The organism is Thalassoroseus sp. (assembly GCF_984380535.1).
On sequence record NZ_CFHRBF010000001.1, the window covers coordinates 97,075 to 115,497 of the forward strand.

Consider the following 18,423-nt stretch of genomic DNA (forward strand, 5'->3'; position numbering starts at 1 on the left):
GGGAGGGCAAATCGCGAACTGTGATTCGGAGAATCCCATGCCAAATGCAATCAAACGAGCGAGTCTTCTACTCGCGGTTTTCTCGGCCATTTTGGTCTCGAATATCGCATCAGCCGCCAAGTTGGATGAGTTATCGCTCGACCGTTGGAAGCAGTTGCGGGAAGTCGAACGGTATCAACTGAAAATCTGTGAGGAATACTACCGCGACAAGAAATGGAAGATCGCAGCCGACGAGTACGAAAAATTTCTCACCCTCTACGAAACAAGCGAAGCGGCTCCGTACTCGCTGTTAAAGTGGGGACTGTGCCAACTGCAATTGCGGAAACAGAACACCGCCATTAGCGAGGGGTTTCAGTCGGTCATCGACTACTGGCCGGACTCCGAAGAGGCTACCGCGGCCGCGTATTTCATCGGTCAAACTTATAAGAACATCGGCGAACCCAAGAAAGCCAAGCAGGCGTACGCGGACGTTTTGAAGAACCATCCAAAGCATCTCGTCGCAGTCTACGCATTACATGATTTGATCGACATCAGCAAAGTCGAAGGAAATCTCGACGAACGAGTCGGCCTGTGGAAACGGCTATCATTCGATACGCCGCGAACGAAAGACACCGAAAGTTTCTGCGTAAAGGCTTCGCAAGAGTTGGCTTCGTATTACTTCCATGAGGCCGCGTTCAGCGATGGTGTGAAAACGCTAGAAACGAGCTACCAAGAGACGGACTTACCGCACCAGGTTTTTCAATACGTCAAATCCGCAGCGACGACGCTACACCGTGACCCCAAGAAACAAACTGAGGCGGCCAAACTCGTCGACGACGGCATTCAATGGCTCAAAAAACAAACGCCGACGGATCTCGCTAACGACGAGGTGAAACAAGCCGCGAAACAACGTTGGTTTGCGATTATCGATTTAAACCAAGCCATCGGGCGGGATCAACAAATCGCGGACCTGTTCCAGGACATGCAGAAACGCTTCGGCAAAGACGATGAGATTCTCGACCATCTCGCGAGTTGGCAGAAATCAGAAGACAAATACGACTTGGCTCGTCAGACATACAACCAGTTCCAAGACCAAATCAAAGGCCAATCGCGAATCGCGGAAAGTTATCATCAACAACGTGAATATGCGAAAGCGGCGAACGCCTATCAGCAAGTCCTGGCCCTCGATCCCGAAAACCCTCTGACCTGGAAACCGGCGATTGCCATTAATTATCGCTACGCCAAAAAACCGGACCCTGCGATTGCGTTGTATCGAGAGTTGATCGTCGATGACGCGAACAATCCTACGCGGTGGCAAATGGAAATCGGCCGCACGCTACGTGATGCCGGTCGGTATGACGATGCGATTCGCCAATACCAGGCCTGCAGCGACTTCCCACAAAACGTAATTGAAATCGCGGATTGTTATCGTCGGCAAAAAGAATGGAAGTCGGCGATTCAATCCTACGCACAGGTTGTCGGGAGCACGGAGAATCAGAACCGTGCAGCTTGGGCGTTGCTCCAAATCGGCGAGTGCTACGAGCATTCTGGTAACAAGGAAGCCGCCATTCGGGCGTTTCAGCAGGTGTGCAAAAAGTACCCCAAGGACGGCCACGCCAGCCAAGCCCACGCCAAGCTGCAAAAAGATTATGGAATTACCGTCACATTCGGTGGTGGCAAAGACGAATAATACGGTCACGACCTGACCGCACAAACAACGCAAGAAGGAACAATCATGGTGGACCCGGAACTTCGCGACCAAGCTCATGAAATGATCGAGCGCATTGTGCATCTACGAGACTCTCTTTGACTACGATGCCAAACTGCAAGATGTCGCTGAGATCAACCAGAAAATGGCCGCACCCGATTTCTGGGATGATCAGGAACGCGCTCAACAAACGGTCGGGCAACTTAGCCGGTTGAACGCCAACGTCAAACCACTTGGTGAATTGATCCAATCCGCCGAAGACATCGGTGTGCTGCTCGAATTCGCTGCGGACGATCCGGCCTCAGAGAAGGAACTCGCCGAGACGGTTCCCCGTTTGATGCCGAAACTCGAAGCGGTCGAACTGCAGGCGATGATGAGCGACCCGGCAGACGCCTCGAATGCGTTCCTCAAAGTACAAGCCGGTGAAGGCGGTACTGATGCGTCGGACTGGGCGGAAATGCTGCTCCGGATGTATCTGCGGTGGGCCGAACAACGTGGATTCAAGGTCGAAATGATCGACCGATCCGACGCCGAAGAAGCGGGCATTCGCAACGCGACGATCCTGATCAGCGGAGAATACGCCTACGGTTGGCTCAAGGGCGAGAACGGCAATCACCGTTTGATCCGTATCAGCCCATTCGATGCCGCCGGACGTAGGCAAACTTCGTTCGCTGCGGTCGATGTGACTCCAGAAGTCGACGACAACATCGACATCGACATCGATTGGGACAAAGACGTTCGCGAGGACACGCTACGTTCCAGTGGTGCCGGCGGTCAGCACGTGAACAAGACCGAGTCCGCGGTACGTGTCACACACTTGGAAACCGGAGTGTTCGCACTCTGTCAGAGTGAACGCAGTCAGCACCAGAACCGGGCCACCGCCCGAAAGATGTTGCTGTCGAAACTGTACCAAATGGAACTGGAACGCCGACTCGACGAAGTCGCTGCCCGGCGGGGAGAAAAGTCGAAAATTGGATTCGGTGGTGAAACCACTCGGCATTACGTGCTGCATCCCGAGCAATATGTGAAAGATGCTCGCACGGGCTTCAAAAATAGCCAACCCGATGCCGTTCTCAATGGCGATCTCGATCCGTTCTTGGAAAGTTATCTCCACTGGAATTTGGGTGATGAGAAGTCATCGAAGTCGTAGGGAGAATCGCGAGTCGTGACATGCCCCCCGCTTTCGGTGGGCACGGTCAAGCGACAGTCAATAGATTTTTCATGCCCACGGACAGCCGTGGGCATGCCTCCGATTTGCGTTGCATATCTACTTCTGCGCCAACGCGCGTTCGATGCCGTCGACTAAGCTTTCTGATTCGTCCTTGTTCCACACCACAGTTCCGTCGCGACCGATGACCCAGATGGTCGGGAAGTACTCGGCATCGAAGGCGCGAAGCGTATCGAGTGCTCCGTAGCCATTGAGCCAATCGATCCCAGTGGCTTCGAGGAACCCTTCAATCGAATCCAATTGATCGACGTCGCGAAATGTGAGACCGATAAATTTCACACGGTCTCCATATTCGCGTTGCAGTTTGACTAGCTCGGGTGCTTCGCGAAAACAGAACACACATTCCGGAAACCAGGCGTGGATGAGGAGCACCTCCCCATCGAGTGATTCGCTAGTGGGTGGTTCGCCCTGCAGCCAGCCGGAGGCGTTGAGGGCGGGCAAGGGTTGGCCGACATCCAAACCGCCCACGTTTGTCGCACTCTTCATCCGCAGCCAGAATGCAAACCCGACCGCCACACAAACTGTGAGCAACATCAGCAACCAAAAGCTGGATCGTGAGGGCGGGACTTCCGCTTCGACGGTCGCGTTTTCAGAGCTCATACAACGCCTCGTATTTCGATCGCAGATGTCGCATCAATGGTTCGTGCGAGAGCGGTTTGCCGGTGACAACCTCAACCAATTTTGGTGCAGGATACTGTCGACCGCGTTGATGGATTTCACGGTTGAGCCATTCACGCAGCGGCGTAAACTTCCCAGCAGCAAACTGCGGGGCCAGTTCGCCGAGCGTCTCCGCTGCGGTTTCGAAGAATTGAGCGGCGTACATATTGCCAAGCGCATAGGTCGGGAAGTACCCAAGCAGACCCGCACTCCAATGAATGTCCTGCAGGCAGCCTTCCGCTACGCTTCGCGGTCGCATCCCGAAATAGCGTTCGAATGTTTCGTCCCACACGCCAGGCAAATCGCCGGGAGGTAAATCGCCAGAGAGCAGGGCGGGTTCTAATTCGAATCGCAACATGATGTGCAGGTTGTACGTCACTTCGTCCGCTTCCACACGGATGTAACTCGGCCGCACATCGTTGACGGCAAACACGAAATCCTCGCGACTGACGTCAGTCAGTGCATCCGGGAATGCGGCTTTGGCCGATTCGAAAAAGTGATTCCAGAACGCCGGGCTTCGACCGACGAAGTTTTCCCACATCCGCGATTGTGATTCGTGAATGCCCAGCGAAACCGATTCCCCCATTGGCAAACCGAACTGTTCTTTGTCCAAACCTTGCTCGTACATTCCATGACCGGCTTCGTGAAGTGTGCCGAAGAACGCACCAGGGAAATGGTGTTCGTCGTAGCGGGTCGTCAATCGGCAATCGCCGGGACCAGTGCCCGAACAGAATGGGTGAGCAGATTCGTCCAACCGACCGTCTTCGAACCGAAACCCAATTTTTGTGGCAGCCTCAGTTCCGAATCGACATTGAGCTTCGATCGGGTAACTGCGGGTGATAATCGATTCATCCGGGTGCTTCGCGGCGTCACGAATTGCTTGGACCAACGGGACCAACTCATCCCGCAGCGCGGAGAAAGCGGCTTGGATGTCTTGCTGCCGCCCGCCGGGTTCGTAACCCTCAAGCAGAGCATCGTACAGCACGCCACTCTCGCTGCCGTAGGCTTGGGCTTGTTCTCGTTTCAACGCGAGGATGTTTTCGAGAAACGGCAAGAAGTGGGCGAAATCTTGGTTTTTCCTGGCGACAACCCAATTCTGTTGGCCGGCGGACTCCGCTTGCGTCAACTCTTCCACCAACCGCCGAGGCAATTTCGTTTCACGTTCGTAGTCCCGAAGGGCCTCTCGGACGTTGACCGCTCGCGGCGAATCCGGTTCCCCCAAGTCATCGCGCGATTGCAACTCCCGTAGCAACTCCCCCAACCGTGGAGACGTCAACCGCTCGTGTGCCAGACCGGACAGCATACTGAGTTGCTTCGCCCGATGTTTCGCTCCGCCTGGCGGCATTTTCGTGCGTTCGTCCCACTCTATGACAGCACCGCAAGATTGCAACAACTTCCCCGCCCGGAGTTCCTGCACCATCTCGGCGTACAATTCGTTGGTTCCTGACATTCGACTTCCTCGATCGAGATGGAAAGCGACGGGTTGCCGCTATAAATTGATTCGCGGGCAGTCCCGCAGGGGATTGTGGATTCAGTCAATTGGCATTCTAAAGAGATCACACCATGAGCAACACCCTCCCGGAAGTTGGTAAGCGAGCACCAGCGTTCACTTTGCCGGCTCACCCTGAAGGCAAAATCACCCTGAGCAAACTGAAGGGGAAAAACGTCGTTCTCTATTTCTATCCACGTGACAATACCCCTGGCTGCACGACCGAAGCCTGTGAGTTTCGCGACCACCTGGCGAGTGTCGAGTCGGAGGACACGGTCGTGCTAGGAGTGAGCACGGATTCCTTGGAATCTCACAAAAAATTCGCGGATAAGTACGAACTGTCGTTCCCGCTGCTGTCCGACGAAGACCACAAAATCTGCGAGAAGTACGGCGTGTGGGTGGAAAAGAATATGTACGGCAAGAAGTCGATGGGTGTGCAGCGGGCCACGTTTTTGATCGATAAAACTGGCAAAATCGCTGCAGTTTGGCCCAAAGTGCGGGTCAAGGGGCATGTGGCCAAAGTCGCGGAGAAACTCGCGGAGCTTGAGTAAACTGGGCAGATTCGGGTAGCATTAAATTTGATTTCCCCCATAAAACCGCTTGTTATTTCGGGGAATTCCTCCACAATTTTTCATATCCCCGCGTATTAATCCACGACGTCAGTCCGCCACAGTTAGGATGAGTGGCTGCTCTGAGAGTGACTGCGTCCAGTTTTTGTAGCAACCGACTCATTGGTTCACAGGAGATTGCGATGAGAAGACAGACACGATGGCTCGCTTCGGCGACGTGCATCGCTGTGATGGCGAGCCTGGTGTTCGCGTCGCAGTTACATGCCGCTGACGAAGAGACGGAGTCAAAGTTTGCTAAGGCGACGAAAGACTTAAAATCCGTCGATGGCATGTTCACTTTGTACCACGACGAGCAAAAACTGCTGGTACATATCAAAACCGCCAACCTTTCGAAGAACTACTTCGTCGCGACCTCGATCGCCCGTGGGATCAGCAGTGGCTCACTGTTAGGCGGCTACAGTTGGGGCTTCGGCGACGATGCCATTTGGACGTTCAAGAAAGTCGGCGACAAACTGCATGTGTTGCGTCGAAATGTGCGGTTCAAAGCGAAAGCCGGCACGCCGGAAGCCGACGCCGTCAAGTTGGCATACTCCGACAGCGTGTTGTATTCCTTGCCGATTATTGCTGAAGAAAAAGGCGGCGTGCTGGTCGACATGACCCGCATCTTCATGAGCGACGATCAGCAGATCGGTTCCTCACATGGACTGCGGTTTGCGTCGGATCGCTCAACCTGGGCGAAGTTGAAAGCATTCCCGGAGAATGTTGAACTTCAAGTGGCCGCCGTTTACACCGGTAGCCGAAACATGGACACGGTCGCCGATCCGCGGGGTGTGCAGATCAACGTGCACTATTCAATTAGTGTGCTGCCTTCGAACGGTTATCAAACGCGGTTGGCCGACGATCGGGTTGGCTATTTTCTCACTGCCGTCAAAGATTTCTCCGAGAACGACGACGAAGAGCACTTCGTTCGTTACATCAATCGCTGGAAGCTTGAGAAAGCGGCTCCCGAAGCGGAATTATCCCCGCCGAAGGAACCGATCGTGTTCTACATCGAAAAGACAGTTCCGATCGAACTGCGTCCGTACGTGAAGGCGGGCATTCTCGAATGGAACAAGGCGTTCCGAAAGCTCGGTTTCGATGGGGCGATTGAAGTTCGTCAGCAACGCGAAGACGACGATTGGGACCCGGAAGACGTGCGTTACAACACGTTCCGTTGGATCACCGCCGAAGCTGGGTTCGCAATGGGCCCAAGTCGCGTGAACCCGATGACCGGTCAAATCCTCGATGCCGACATCATTTTCGATGCTAGCTTCCTCCGTTACTGGACGGAAGATTGGGAAATCTTCACTCCCGAGCAAGTCGCTCGTTTAACAAATGGCGTGTTGCCGACCGAGAACAATCCGTCGTCAATCCCCGTGCAAGACGGTCGTGAAACCGTCCCGCAGATTCTGCCGGAATCGAAACGGGCGGAATTAGCTGCGCGGGAATGTTCTCTCGGACATGGCATGCAACAGCAAATGGGATTCGCTGCGACTGCGTTAATCGCTATGGGGAAAGCCGACGACAAAGGGAAATTGCCGGATGAATTCATTCATCAGGCACTGAAAGAAGTTGTCATGCACGAAGTTGGTCACACCCTCGGACTGCGTCACAACTTCAAAGCCTCAAGTTGGAAATCTCTGAAGGAGATCAACAGCTTACCGGTCGATTCCGATCAACCAACCGTGGCTAGCGTGATGGATTACACGCCGGCGAACATCGCCGCGAAGGGTTCGAAACAAGGACCGTACTACACGCCGACGATTGGACCGTACGACGAATGGGCCATCGAATATGGGTATAAAGTCGATGCCAAAGAGGAAGATCTCAACAAGATCGCTAGTCGAGGCGCGGAAGACGGTTTGGACTATCTGACCGACGAAGACACACGGTCTTACGATTCCGATCCGTTGACCAACCGTTTTGACTTGGGCGAAAATCCAATCGAATACGCTCGCACCCGAATGGATCAGTCCACGAAACTGCTCGAGAAAATCCTCGAACGCGTGGGCGAAGATGGCGAAGGCTATCAGAAAGTCCGACAGGCGTTTGGTATGCTCTTCAGCGAGTATTGGCGAACGGCTTTGTTTGCTGCTCGTTTCCCTGGCGGGTTGTATGTGCATCGTGATCACAAAGGTGACAAAGACGCACGTCCTCCATTCCGCGTCGTGGAAGCCGACAAACAACGTGAGGCAATGAAGCTCATCACCGAAACCGCATTCGGCACGCCGCAGTACGATCCTGAGTTACTCAACCATCTGGCGGCTTCCCGCTGGAATCATTGGGGCATGTCCTTCACTAGCCGGATCGACTATCCGATCCACGATTATGTGGAAATGATGCAGTCGCGAATCTTGGGAGAGCTGCTCAGTTCAACAACGCTGAGCCGCCTTCATGATGGCGAATTGAAGGTTGCCGCCGATACGGAGGCGTACACCCTTTCCGAGCACATCCGAACACTCTCGGACAGTATCTTTTCGGAATGGAAAACTCCGACCGAGGGTGAATACACGGCTCGCAAGCCCTATGTGTCGAGCTTCCGACGAGGGTTGCAACGCATGGCGTTGAAAGACTTTGGTGCTCTGGTCACGCGTGGGTATGGTTATCCGGAAGATTCCCGGACACTTGCCCGGATGCATCTGACCGACCTCGATGCCAAACTAACCGAGTTGCTGAAGAACGACAAAGTTAAACTCGATGACTATTCCCGAGCGCACCTATTGGACAGCCAGCAACGCATTCAGCAAGTTCTGAAAGCTGGTCTTCAGGTGAACTCAATCAACTAAGTTTGTTGTCGCAGGATCGCAACGGCTTCGGGCTTGTGGAGTTTGGAAAGCAATCGCTTCTGATGTCCTCCACAAGCACAGATTGCCGTCAAGCGGTCTAACCCGATAGCTGGCAAATTCTCAAGCAAATTCAGACGGGCCTTTCTGAAATCGATTTGAATCGGTTTTGGTCAGGTCCGCTTTTCTTTGGCAGAACATTTGCCTATTCTTTTTACGTTAAATTTTGGGGAAATCTCCCTTATTTCTTGTCTCTTTCGATAGGTCAGTGCATGAAAATCGCTCAACGTTCCAAACGACATGGATTTACGCTCATTGAGCTGCTAGTGGTCATTGCGATCATTGCCATCCTCATCGCGTTATTGTTGCCCGCCGTGCAACAAGCTCGTGAGGCCGCTCGTCGTACTCAATGTAAGAACAACTTGAAGCAAATCGGAATTGCCTTCCACAATTACCACGATGCTTATGGAGCACTACCAGCCGGGTACATTTACCGCGGGGGAAACGGTCGCTGTAACTACGGCTGGGGTGTTGCAATCCTGCCGTTCCTGGAGCAGGACAATCTCTACGAGCAACTCGACCCTGGCACCATTCCGTTGTACGACCGCTATGTCTCCGGTGCCCCGCAAAACGTGATTGACTTGTTGCAGACGTTCTTGCCTGCCTACATGTGTCCGTCAGATACCGGCAACAAACTGGCGACGTCTTTGAACTTCGGCAGTAGCAACCACTTCCGAGTTGGCTACTCCAGCTACGTGGGATGTGCCGGTTGGAGCGGCAGCCCCAGTGGCGATCCCTACGATTACCCGATCCGCGACTTGGACTGCGGTGGGATGCTTTATGGCAACAGTTTTCGTCGCTTCGCTGATGTGACGGACGGACTGACCAATACGCAGTTGGTTGGCGAACGCGAATTCCGTAGTCACGGGGCAACTTGGTTGGGCGTCGGTCGGAATCATTCTTTCGGAAACCAAGACACGCTTCGCACGCTCTTCCGCGGATCGTTCCAAATCAACTTCGACTATGCCGCTGCCGGCCAACCGCAGAACGTTGGCAAAGGCCAATCGAGCGAACACTCGGGTGGCTTGAATATCCTATTGGCTGACGGTTCGGTTCGGTTTCTTTCCGAGAACGCTAATCGAACCGGAGTGATCCGACCGTTGGTGTGGCGAGAAGATGGCCAAGTTTTCGAACTGCCCTAATTGTCGCTGTTGAAAAATCTGAAATACCAACACTCTCGCCCGTTTCGCGACGGGCGAGTTTCTTAAACGAGAGGTTCCTCAAAGATGCGCTCACGCATTCTACTTGCGTTCGTCGGCATTCCGCTGTTTGTCTTGAGCGGTTGTGGCAGTGACTTGGCCCAGGTCGAGGGCAACGTGACAATGAACAATCAGCCGATATCGGGAGTCGAAGTATCTTTCGAACCGGCTGGTCCCGAAGGTGGTACGGGTATGGGTTACACCGACGAGAATGGACACTATACGGTCCACTTTCCCGGTCGCAAGGTAGGTACGCCGCCTGGCGAATACGTCGTACGACTCAAAGGGGCGGAAGTCCTAGACGGCGGAGAGAAAATCGCGATTCCAGCGACGTACAACAGTCAAAGCACGCTGAAACGCACCGTCGAACCTGGTTCGAACACATTTGATTTTAATATCGAGACAGAATAAGTCATTGCTTCACACGCCAAACAAAAAGGCCCCTCGTACGTGAACACGTATGAGGGGCCTATTTCATTTATTTGAATGCGTCGAGCAAATGTTTTGGCTTGTTCGTTGTGATGGAGTCGACACCCCGTGTTGCCCATTGACGGGCCTCGTCGACGTCGTCGACTGTCCATACGTGAAATTGCATTTCCGCTTGGTGAATTTCTTGGACAAGCTCAGCCGAAACGGCACCGAGTTTGTTTTGAGTGCCGATTCCACTCGCATCAAGCTCTTGCAGTTTCGGTTTGAGTGTGGAAGGAAGTGGTTTCCATCGACCGCCGGATTGTTTGAAACCGGTCAGCCAATTCACCGTGACCGTGGGAAGTTCGCTGCGAATCGCGGCGACGACGGCTTCATTAAATGAGATCACACGCACCTGATCCAGCGGGAAATTGGTGGCCGACAACTGGCGTTTCAGCACCGGCACAATCTCCGGACCACATTTGATCTCGATGTAAATCAGCTTGTCATCCGGGACGGTTGCAAGGACTTCCCGAAGTGTGGGGATCTTTTCGTCGGCGTAGCGATCGCCCTTCCAACTGCCGACATCGATCTTGCGTAGTTCCGCTAGCGTACTCTGATCGACCTGCAAATCGCGGTTGCCGGTTCGCTTCGTCGTTTTATCGTGAATGCAGACGATTTCGCCGTCTGCACTAAGGTAAAAATCGCCTTCGATCCCGTCCGCATTTTGCTCCCATGCGAGATTGAACGCCGCGAGTGTGTTCTCCGGGGCTTCATGCGAGGCACCACGATGGGCGATAATCAAAGGCCGCTCTGCGAACGCAGAAGATGTAATGCCGACCATGAAAGCCGTCCAGACAAAAGATTTCCACATGGTGAAAGGAGTTCCTCCGAAGGTAAAAATAATCGTTTAATCAGTCGGTCTCGTGCCCGATGGCATAGAGATAAGAATCGGTGCGAAGCAACATCACATCATCTCCAATCGCCGGACTCGCATTGAGCATGTCGGGATCGGTTTCAATGACATTGCGGGAATGCTCCGCGAATTTCGGTTCGGCCTTTGCAACCACCACGCCGGCATCCCGAGTGGTGATGTAAAACCATTCGCCGGCACGCACGATGGACGCATAAATGCGGGCACGGGTGGGCAGACGTTCGCGGTAGACGATCTCCCCAGTCTTGGCATCCAAACAATTCGCGATCGCCTTGTCACTGGCCCAGTACAGTCGGCCTTCGAAGTACACCGGGCTCGTGACGTTCGCTCCCGTGTTGACTCGCCAAAGACGATGAGTCTTCGTGACATCCCCGCGTCCGCCCAACTTCACCGCAACGGCCCGGTTGCTGCGACCACCTAGACAATACACTACGCCATCATGAGCGATTGGCACCGGCACGACGTAGTCGTCGATTGCCTCGCACGTCCAAAGTTTCTCACCCGTTTTGGGATCGAAGGCGAGTATCTCATCTGTCTGATTCAGCACGACTTCGTGCCCACCACCGGGAACGGCCGCGATACATGGTGTCGTCCATGATCGGATAATCGAATGAGCCTTCCAAACGATTTCGCCGGTTGCCTTGTTGAGGGCGTATAAAGTCTGGCTCTCGATACTGGCATTGACCAGCACGAGATCGTCATAGACCACCGGAGAAGAAGCTGAGCCAAAACCCGCGGTCCCAGTTCCAAGCGACGTTTGCCACAGTTTGTTGCCGTCGTAGTCGTAAGCAATCACCCCGGAAACGCCGAAGAATGCATACACTGCTTGCCCATCTGCTGCGGGCGTGCCGGTTGCAAAACCATGATCGACCACGCGGTTCGTAACCCGCTGTGTATCAGGGCTTCCCTGCGAGGTCCGCTCCCAGATTAATTCGCCGGAGCTCAATCGGAAGCAAAGCACATGTAACTTAAGTTTCGAGATTTCCCCCGGTTCCTCGACCGATTCCCCGTACCCAGAGTATGCGGTCAAAAAGACACGATCCCCTACAATGATAGGACTCGACGACCCACGCCCAGGGAGTTCTGTTTTCCAGCGAATGTTCTCCGTCGCAGACCATTGAACAGGGATGTCCGCCGTCGGCGCAGTCGCGTTGCCGTTGGGACCTCGGAATTGAGGCCAATCTCCTGCGACCACGTCGGACTTCGAGCAAGCGAACACACTCAAGATTAAAAGGTATCGACATAAGAGCATAGCCGGGTTCTTTCGTTAAGGAATGTCGGTTCGTGCTACACGTCAACAGGTACGGTCTCACGACGGTCGATCACATAACGAGATGAAGGTCGCTTTACCCGCAAGGGGTTGATTATTTCAACGCGACCATCAAGATTCCACCATACCTTTGGAATTGATGCGAGGTTCGCGAGCCTCGCCTGGTGGTGGAGAAGACCCATTGGTTTCATTTCGATTTTTTCTGCGACTCGTTCGAGCGGCTCTTGGCGGGAGTTGGTTCCAAGCTCCCGACCATACCGCTGATTCGTTGGCAACAGTTTATCGAAATGTGAAAAATCGACGAGCAATCCTCGTTGATGTCCGCGAGCGATCCGAGTGGGAGAAATTCCACGTCCCCGGGGCCAGACTGATCCCGCTCAGTGACATTCTGGACGATCCTTTATCCCTGCTTGATCAATCTGACATTCCGAGTCATCAGATCATCTATTTGCATTGTCAAGCAGGGGGAAGAAGTCGGATGGCGGCGTATCAACTCCGAGACAGCGGATACGAGCTGCGCCCTCTGAAAGCCGGTCCGCAGACGATCGCGGAGGCGTTCCGACGAGCGGAGTCGGACGGTACGGATTCAGAATGACAACCGACTTAAGATAAGCGATACTTCTTCAGCTTGCTGTAAAACGTGCTACGTGGCATACCCAGTAGCCGGGCGGCCTCGGCTTTGTTGCCGGCACATTGGGTCAACGCATCTTGCAAAGACTGCCGTTCTCGCGTGCTCCGCGACCGAGGACGACCGGGCGACCGGGGAGACGATTCTGCCGTATCGCTCTTTTGGGATCGCGACGATTCCGACGGGACTAGCAACTCTTGAGGCGTGTCCTCCTGGGCGATTGAGTCTTCGTGTTCATGACGCGGACGGGTTGCATGTTTCGGATTCGAAATCGCCGGCGGAAGTTCATCAAGCGAGATGCGACCGTTCTCTGCCAACACGCTGGCACGTTCGATCACATTTTCAAGTTCTCGAATATTTCCCGGCCAGTCGTAGCGTTCGAGTGCGGCCATCGCTTCGGGCTCGAGATTTCTTCGCGAGCGTTTCTGTCGATTCGCCGATTGCACTAGGAAGTGCATCGCCAATTCGGCGATATCTTCACGTCGCTCCCTGAGTGGTGGCAACGTTAGACTGATCACGTTCAGCCGATAGTACAAATCCTCACGGAACTTACCTTGAGAAATCAGACGTTCCAAGTTTTGATGTGTTGCCGTGATCAAGCGGACGTTGACGTGCACCGTCCGGTTTCCGCCGACCGGCTCGAAACACCGTTCTTGAAGAACTCGTAGCAGTTTGATCTGCGTTTCGAGGGAGATGTCTCCAATTTCGTCCAAGAACAACGTACCCCCGTTCGCCAATTCGAAGCGTCCTGTGCGGTCCGCATTCGCGCCGGTAAAGGCTCCTTTCACGTGCCCGAACAGCTCACTTTCTAGCAGACCTGGAGAGAGAGCCGCACAGTGGACACGCACCAGTGGACCGTCCTTCCGTGGGCTGTTGTCGTGCAATAGCCTGGCGAGGATCTCTTTTCCGGTGCCGCTCTCGCCACGAATTAAAACCGAGGATTCACTCGCCGCGACTTTCTGAGCTGTCTTCAGTACGCTTCGAATTCTCGGGCTGTTCCCCTTGAAGGAATCGCGATGAAACGTTGGCGGCCCCGAAGATTCCGCGTATTCCACCTGGGGTTGGTGAACCCGAGCCAATTCCCCCTCAAGAACCTGAATGAGCTTCTGCTGTTCCTGTAACTTCAGGAACCGCGTGTTCAACTCCTCATTAAGTCGTGTAATGTTCTGGTCCACAATCCGCGCATTTTGCAAAGCCAGCGTCGCAATTTGTGCGACGGAACTGAGAAATGCGATGTCTTCGGAACTGAAACCCGTCAACCGTTTTCCACTCAACAGGATCAGGCCTTCGGTTTGCGGACTGACCCTTAGCCGGTAAATCAGATCGACGTTGAAATCATCGAGAAGACGCTGCTCGGGAGGCAGAACTTTGCCGGCAATCGAAGTGCGTTGAATCGAGCCGTCTTCACGTAACTGCTCCAGTAATGCGATTGACGGGCGAATCTTGACATCTGCGTTTGTCACACTGCGAGATGCACTCAGGTGAAACGGTCCGTCCGGGTCCGTCTGCAGATATAGCAAACCACGTTCGATTCCCAAGCCATCATGACAGAACTGCAAAACCATTTCGCTGACGGATTGCGTATCACCTAGCCGTCCTTTGGCTGCATTGATCTGACTTACCACGGTATCCAACCGGGAATTCTCTCGAAAGAAACGCTGATCGATGAGGTGCTGCACCAGATCGCGCAGCCACAACAGTAGCAGCACACAAACCGAACAAATCATGGCGATGATTAGCGCCTGCTGGACGGAAATCGAGATCCGCAACCATTGAGGCAGGAGAATACTCGCTCCAATGGTGAGGCTGATGACAGCCGTCAACAGATTGCTTGCCAGATAGTACAGCACATCTCGACTAACAGCCTCACCGACGAACATCAACTTGTGACGCACGATGGTGACTGAGTACGCCAGCATGAATGAAAGACTCGCTAGAAACAACGGCCAACGTGCCGCCCCGGTCGCAAACTCGCTCTCACGCGTCAGACCGATTCCCATTGCCGCAAACAATAGCAACCCCGCGACGCCACCACCGATGCAAATCCATCGAAGCTGGCTTTTCTCGGAAGCATCATGGACGGAACGGTAGGTTAGGAAGATTGTCGCCAGATTAAACACCAAATACACTGCAGCAGTGGCGGAATAGACGCGAATCAATGTTCGCAATGCATCGAGTTCCTCGAAGAGATGTTCTACGCCTTCGGCTCCAAGATCCTGTAACGCCGCGATATGCCGCAGTTGCACAATTGCAGCAACGATGATGACGATCGGAGCTGCATAAATTGCCGTCAGTGCCCAGCCGGAATACCGTTGAAGGATGCGTTTGGGACGTGGAAACAGCAAGAAGAAGTGCAATCCGATTGGAGGCGTTAGGGCAAGACAGGCTACCAATGGCACCAACAGCCAACGGTTTGCACCGACGATCCACCAATGCTGACCCGCCACGAATGCGCCGAGCGTGATCGTACACATCAGAAAAAAGACTCGTACCGTCCGGTCATATGGACGCTGCCATAATGCCCAACCGGATAACAGGCAGAAGCCGACCTGCAGCATGAACCACACGAATGTCAGAGCTAATTCCCGAAACGGCAGGGATTGGACTTTCACCCATGTGGTTTGTGTCTGCCAATCAGCCGGGTCTGTCGAGAGTTCCGACTCGGCGAACTCCACTTCGACCCACCGACCGCTCTCGCCCACCTCAATCACGGTGGGCATTCCCAACCGATCTAGCTCCCGTAGCAATCCTGGCTCAAAACCGGCAGGCATATGGCCACCGACCGGAATCTTGTTGGCTCGCAGTGCATTGATACTCTGGACAACGTCCACCGAACTGCGGACTGGCTGGTCCCCAATCCGCAGCAATCGCACTCCAGACGGCAACGAGGGTCCGCTGACGACAATGCTGGACGTTGTGCTGATCTGAACACCGCTCGGCAACTCATCCGATCTCTGACGATTCGATTCGACAAGTACCGTACGGATTCCGAGATCCGGGCTGGTAGCGATATAGCCGATCGCCAAGACGGCGTAGATGAACGTCAACGCCCCGGCGAGCAGTGTGACTTGGCTGTTGGATCGAAACATGGCGAAATTCTACGCGCCGAATAATGATTCTGATCCCAACAGCCTACTTATTCGGCGCCGAAACAGCAATTGTCGGCGCTGAAAAATTACGGCGCGTCGCACAATTGCAAAAAATTCTAAGTCGTCCTTCACCTTGATCAGCAAGACAGAACCAGCGAGATCAGCAGACGCAAGCATTTATTATACAAAATCTTGCGTCACACACCTGGGATTGAACCAGACCATCAAATGGATCATTTAGTTTGTTTTATCGCCAGTTCTTATTTTCTGGCCTGGGAGTTGCATTGTCATTTTGGTGTTGGACAACTTTCTTCTGCCCAGCTAAGCCTTCGAGAGAAGAACAAAGCGTTATCCGATTGCAAAATCACCCCTGATTGCAGTTCGACCCACTCTGCAACCAGTTCCCCTTTTCCCATTTGCAATGGTTTGACGTTCTTCCCTCGAAGGCTTTTCCTTTTTCCCAAGGCAGTCGTCGGGGACCAAATCTAGTCCTCGCAGCGAACAACCCGCCAAGATCGGTTCTGATCAGTAATCTGACGACCAGATTGCATCTTCTTCATCTGCTCAATTAACATGCCTTGGCTATCTAGCCAATCCTCTTGCCACGTCTCATCCAACAAACCTGATTGGCTTTCGATCCGTTCGTGCTTTTCGTAGAGTCGATTAGACAACTGCTCAAGGCGGTCAATTACGTCGTTCAGTCGCTGTTGATCCGTTTGAGACACGCTTACCATCCACCACTCCTTCGTTCTCATACTGTTGCGAACCGGCATCCACATAAACATAATTTCGGCTGTCAAGCGAGAAAAGATGAGCAAAAAGCAAAACAAAAACAAACAAGGAAGCCTGGGTTAACTATTCCGATTGAGGTCTTTGGTAGGCCAAACTATCAACATCTGTACGGAACTCATGCCTGATCGCCGCAAACATCGCGGTCCGCATCCTCATGACGCGGACTATTTCCATGATACGCGGTTGCATACGCTGCGGGTTGCTGTCGAGCATTTCTCTTGGCTACTCACGCGTGAGTACAGTCCGAAAGCCGCTATCAAGCTGGTGGGTGACCGGTTTCAACTTGGTGACCGACAACGGACGGCTGTCGTTCGGTCAAGCTGTAGCGATGGTTCGCTGAGGCGGCGTGCCAGTCGTCTGCTCAAATCACAAGACGTGGCAGGGCAGGATGTCGAGATTGATGGATTCAATCTGGTAACGACGCTCGAAGCGGCATTGTCCGGGGGTGTGATTCTCGTTGGACGAGATCATGTGGCTAGAGACATGGCGAGCATGCACGGCAGCTATCGTCGAGTTGCGGAAACTCGACCCGCCTTGCAATTCCTAGGGCAGTTCATGGCCCGTTGTGGCATTCTGAAGTGTCACTGGCTTCTCGATAGACCAGTTTCGAACAGTGGTCGCTTAGCTCAAATGATTCGCGAAATTGGATCGGACAACTCTTGGAATTGGTCCGCTGAACTCGTCGATGACCCAGACCCAGTTCTCAAGCGGTCCAAACATGTGGTCGCAACCGGCGACAGCGTGATCTTGGATTCCTGCGAGCACTGGGTGAATCTGGCCTGGGAAGTCGTCCACGAGTCAGTTCCGGAGGCATGGGTCATCAAGATGCAACCGCACTGCGATTCCGACAACAATTGAAACGCGAAAACCCGCAACACTTCAGCAGAAATGTTGCGGGTACGGTGAATTCGTGATTGCGACGGTGGGGTCGCTTTAAGATAGCTCAGCTACCAATCATCTCGGTCGAAGCCGGATGGATTGGGGGACGAAGCCGAGTCAATAAGTTAGGGTCTGGCACCTCCGACGGAATCGTTACGAATTCAACCGCAGTTGTCATCAGAAGGAACCACGCTGAACGCGTTTGGTGTATTGCTCACCTTACGAAGCCAAACACATCATCGCGGTAAGGCACTTATCGGCTTTTCAGCCGCGCTCATGAGCGCAAAATTCGCAGCGGGTGGGAGCTTTGCCTAATCGGAACGGTTTGCGTGAACTTATCATGCCCTCTACTGACCGGGCTTCTTCGTACCGCTTTTCATTAGGAAGTAGCCGAAGACGCCGATACTCACCAGAAGCATGCCGTAGCCCATCGGCGTCATGTCACGCCATTGCTTGGCGAAAAAGTTTGCGTAGAACCGGATGTAGTACGAAACCGTGTAGAGAAGATTGTCGAGCATCAAGCCACCGAATTTTCTTGCAGGATAAGATGCACTGTTTTTTTGGCAAACACGAACCAAGCCCGCATTAACAGCCCGTATGGTGGCCCTCCTGGAAATCAGGAACCGCTACGGCGTACTGTGAACTGCACTTCTCGCGAACCATCGCCGGATGATCCAACTTGAGAAAAATCTAGCTCGGCATTCTCATCGGA

General features: G+C 53.6%; 15 protein-coding genes. 8 read left to right on the forward strand and 7 right to left on the reverse strand.

The features are described 5' to 3' along the window. Positions 1-37 precede the first annotated feature (37 nt). Both AC5DDB_RS00335 and prfB read left to right on the forward strand, forming a co-directional pair. A complete protein-coding gene (locus tag AC5DDB_RS00335) occupies positions 38-1,669 on the forward strand; it encodes a tetratricopeptide repeat protein (RefSeq protein ID WP_491737670.1) in 1,632 nt (543 codons plus the stop codon). Positions 1,670-1,717: 48 nt separating this feature from the next. Next, a protein-coding gene (prfB, locus tag AC5DDB_RS00340) for a peptide chain release factor 2 (protein ID WP_491738052.1) occupies positions 1,718-2,837 on the forward strand; the annotation gives its coding sequence in 2 pieces (ribosomal slippage) (positions 1,718-1,786 and positions 1,788-2,837; 1,119 coding nt in all). A 117-nt stretch (positions 2,838-2,954) separates the two neighbouring features. Here prfB and AC5DDB_RS00345 read toward each other — a convergent pair. After that, a complete protein-coding gene (locus AC5DDB_RS00345; RefSeq protein WP_491737671.1) occupies positions 2,955-3,515 on the reverse strand; it encodes a TlpA family protein disulfide reductase in 561 nt (186 codons plus the stop codon). Beyond that, complete coding sequence (locus AC5DDB_RS00350; RefSeq protein WP_491737672.1) at positions 3,505-5,022, reverse strand: carboxypeptidase M32; 1,518 nt, start codon at positions 5,020-5,022, stop codon at positions 3,505-3,507. The genes AC5DDB_RS00345 and AC5DDB_RS00350 overlap by 11 nt, the downstream gene beginning before the upstream one ends. Positions 5,023-5,135: 113 nt before the next feature. Between AC5DDB_RS00350 and bcp the strand changes: the two genes are divergently transcribed. From bcp to AC5DDB_RS00370, 4 genes are all read left to right on the forward strand, one after another. Next, entirely contained in the window at positions 5,136-5,612 is a 477-nt protein-coding gene (gene bcp / locus AC5DDB_RS00355; protein WP_491737673.1) for a thioredoxin-dependent thiol peroxidase, read from the forward strand. Between the two features lie 200 nt (positions 5,613-5,812). Beyond that, on the forward strand, positions 5,813-8,455 hold the full coding sequence (locus AC5DDB_RS00360) for a zinc-dependent metalloprotease (protein WP_491737674.1): 2,643 nt from the start codon (positions 5,813-5,815) through the stop codon (positions 8,453-8,455). A gap of 269 nt (positions 8,456-8,724) precedes the next feature. Continuing rightward, positions 8,725-9,654, forward strand: a complete 930-nt coding sequence (locus AC5DDB_RS00365) for a DUF1559 domain-containing protein (RefSeq protein ID WP_491737675.1) — start codon at positions 8,725-8,727, stop codon at positions 9,652-9,654. Between the two features lie 84 nt (positions 9,655-9,738). Further along, positions 9,739-10,122 (forward strand): peptidase associated/transthyretin-like domain-containing protein, encoded by a 384-nt coding sequence (locus tag AC5DDB_RS00370; protein WP_491737676.1) that lies wholly within the window; start codon positions 9,739-9,741, stop codon positions 10,120-10,122. Between the two features lie 67 nt (positions 10,123-10,189). On the opposite strand, the gene AC5DDB_RS00375 is transcribed toward AC5DDB_RS00370, so the two are convergent. Both AC5DDB_RS00375 and AC5DDB_RS00380 read right to left on the reverse strand, forming a co-directional pair. Then, positions 10,190-10,993 (reverse strand): glycerophosphodiester phosphodiesterase, encoded by an 804-nt coding sequence (locus AC5DDB_RS00375; protein ID WP_491737677.1) that lies wholly within the window; start codon positions 10,991-10,993, stop codon positions 10,190-10,192. A 40-nt stretch (positions 10,994-11,033) separates the two neighbouring features. Next, positions 11,034-12,305, reverse strand: a complete 1,272-nt coding sequence (locus tag AC5DDB_RS00380) for an outer membrane protein assembly factor BamB family protein (RefSeq protein WP_491737678.1) — start codon at positions 12,303-12,305, stop codon at positions 11,034-11,036. Between the two features lie 157 nt (positions 12,306-12,462). On the opposite strand from AC5DDB_RS00380, the gene AC5DDB_RS00385 reads away from it, so the two are divergent. Further along, positions 12,463-12,918: a rhodanese-like domain-containing protein gene (locus AC5DDB_RS00385; protein WP_491737679.1), complete on the forward strand. Its 456-nt coding sequence runs from the start codon at positions 12,463-12,465 to the stop codon at positions 12,916-12,918. Between the two features lie 8 nt (positions 12,919-12,926). Here AC5DDB_RS00385 and AC5DDB_RS00390 read toward each other — a convergent pair whose 3' ends face one another. Both AC5DDB_RS00390 and AC5DDB_RS00395 read right to left on the reverse strand, forming a co-directional pair. Next, positions 12,927-16,040 carry a sigma-54 interaction domain-containing protein gene (locus AC5DDB_RS00390; protein ID WP_491737680.1) on the reverse strand — a complete coding sequence of 1,038 codons (3,114 nt, stop codon included), beginning with the start codon at positions 16,038-16,040 and terminating at the stop codon, positions 12,927-12,929. Between the two features lie 485 nt (positions 16,041-16,525). Then, entirely contained in the window at positions 16,526-16,774 is a 249-nt protein-coding gene (locus tag AC5DDB_RS00395; protein WP_491737681.1) for a hypothetical protein, read from the reverse strand. A 175-nt stretch (positions 16,775-16,949) separates the two neighbouring features. Between AC5DDB_RS00395 and AC5DDB_RS00400 the strand changes: the two genes are divergently transcribed. Beyond that, complete coding sequence (locus tag AC5DDB_RS00400) at positions 16,950-17,690, forward strand: DUF434 domain-containing protein (RefSeq protein ID WP_491737682.1); 741 nt, start codon at positions 16,950-16,952, stop codon at positions 17,688-17,690. A gap of 368 nt (positions 17,691-18,058) precedes the next feature. Here AC5DDB_RS00400 and AC5DDB_RS00405 read toward each other — a convergent pair whose 3' ends face one another. Next, a complete protein-coding gene (locus AC5DDB_RS00405) occupies positions 18,059-18,229 on the reverse strand; it encodes a hypothetical protein (RefSeq protein WP_491737683.1) in 171 nt (56 codons plus the stop codon). Between the last annotated feature and the right edge of the window lie 194 nt (positions 18,230-18,423).

Coding starts and splice junctions, on each gene's coding strand:
- AC5DDB_RS00335 (WP_491737670.1), top strand. CDS start 38: ATGCCAAATGCAATCAAACGAGCGAGTCTTCTACTCGCGGTTTTCTCG.
- AC5DDB_RS00345 (WP_491737671.1), bottom strand. CDS start 3,515: ATGAGCTCTGAAAACGCGACCGTCGAAGCGGAAGTCCCGCCCTCACGA.
- AC5DDB_RS00350 (WP_491737672.1), bottom strand. CDS start 5,022: ATGTCAGGAACCAACGAATTGTACGCCGAGATGGTGCAGGAACTCCGG.
- bcp (WP_491737673.1), top strand. CDS start 5,136: ATGAGCAACACCCTCCCGGAAGTTGGTAAGCGAGCACCAGCGTTCACT.
- AC5DDB_RS00360 (WP_491737674.1), top strand. CDS start 5,813: ATGAGAAGACAGACACGATGGCTCGCTTCGGCGACGTGCATCGCTGTG.
- AC5DDB_RS00365 (WP_491737675.1), top strand. CDS start 8,725: ATGAAAATCGCTCAACGTTCCAAACGACATGGATTTACGCTCATTGAG.
- AC5DDB_RS00370 (WP_491737676.1), top strand. CDS start 9,739: ATGCGCTCACGCATTCTACTTGCGTTCGTCGGCATTCCGCTGTTTGTC.
- AC5DDB_RS00375 (WP_491737677.1), bottom strand. CDS start 10,993: ATGTGGAAATCTTTTGTCTGGACGGCTTTCATGGTCGGCATTACATCT.
- AC5DDB_RS00380 (WP_491737678.1), bottom strand. CDS start 12,305: ATGCTCTTATGTCGATACCTTTTAATCTTGAGTGTGTTCGCTTGCTCG.
- AC5DDB_RS00385 (WP_491737679.1), top strand. CDS start 12,463: ATGCGAGGTTCGCGAGCCTCGCCTGGTGGTGGAGAAGACCCATTGGTT.
- AC5DDB_RS00390 (WP_491737680.1), bottom strand. CDS start 16,040: ATGTTTCGATCCAACAGCCAAGTCACACTGCTCGCCGGGGCGTTGACG.
- AC5DDB_RS00395 (WP_491737681.1), bottom strand. CDS start 16,774: ATGGTAAGCGTGTCTCAAACGGATCAACAGCGACTGAACGACGTAATT.
- AC5DDB_RS00400 (WP_491737682.1), top strand. CDS start 16,950: ATGCCTGATCGCCGCAAACATCGCGGTCCGCATCCTCATGACGCGGAC.
- AC5DDB_RS00405 (WP_491737683.1), bottom strand. CDS start 18,229: ATGCTCGACAATCTTCTCTACACGGTTTCGTACTACATCCGGTTCTAC.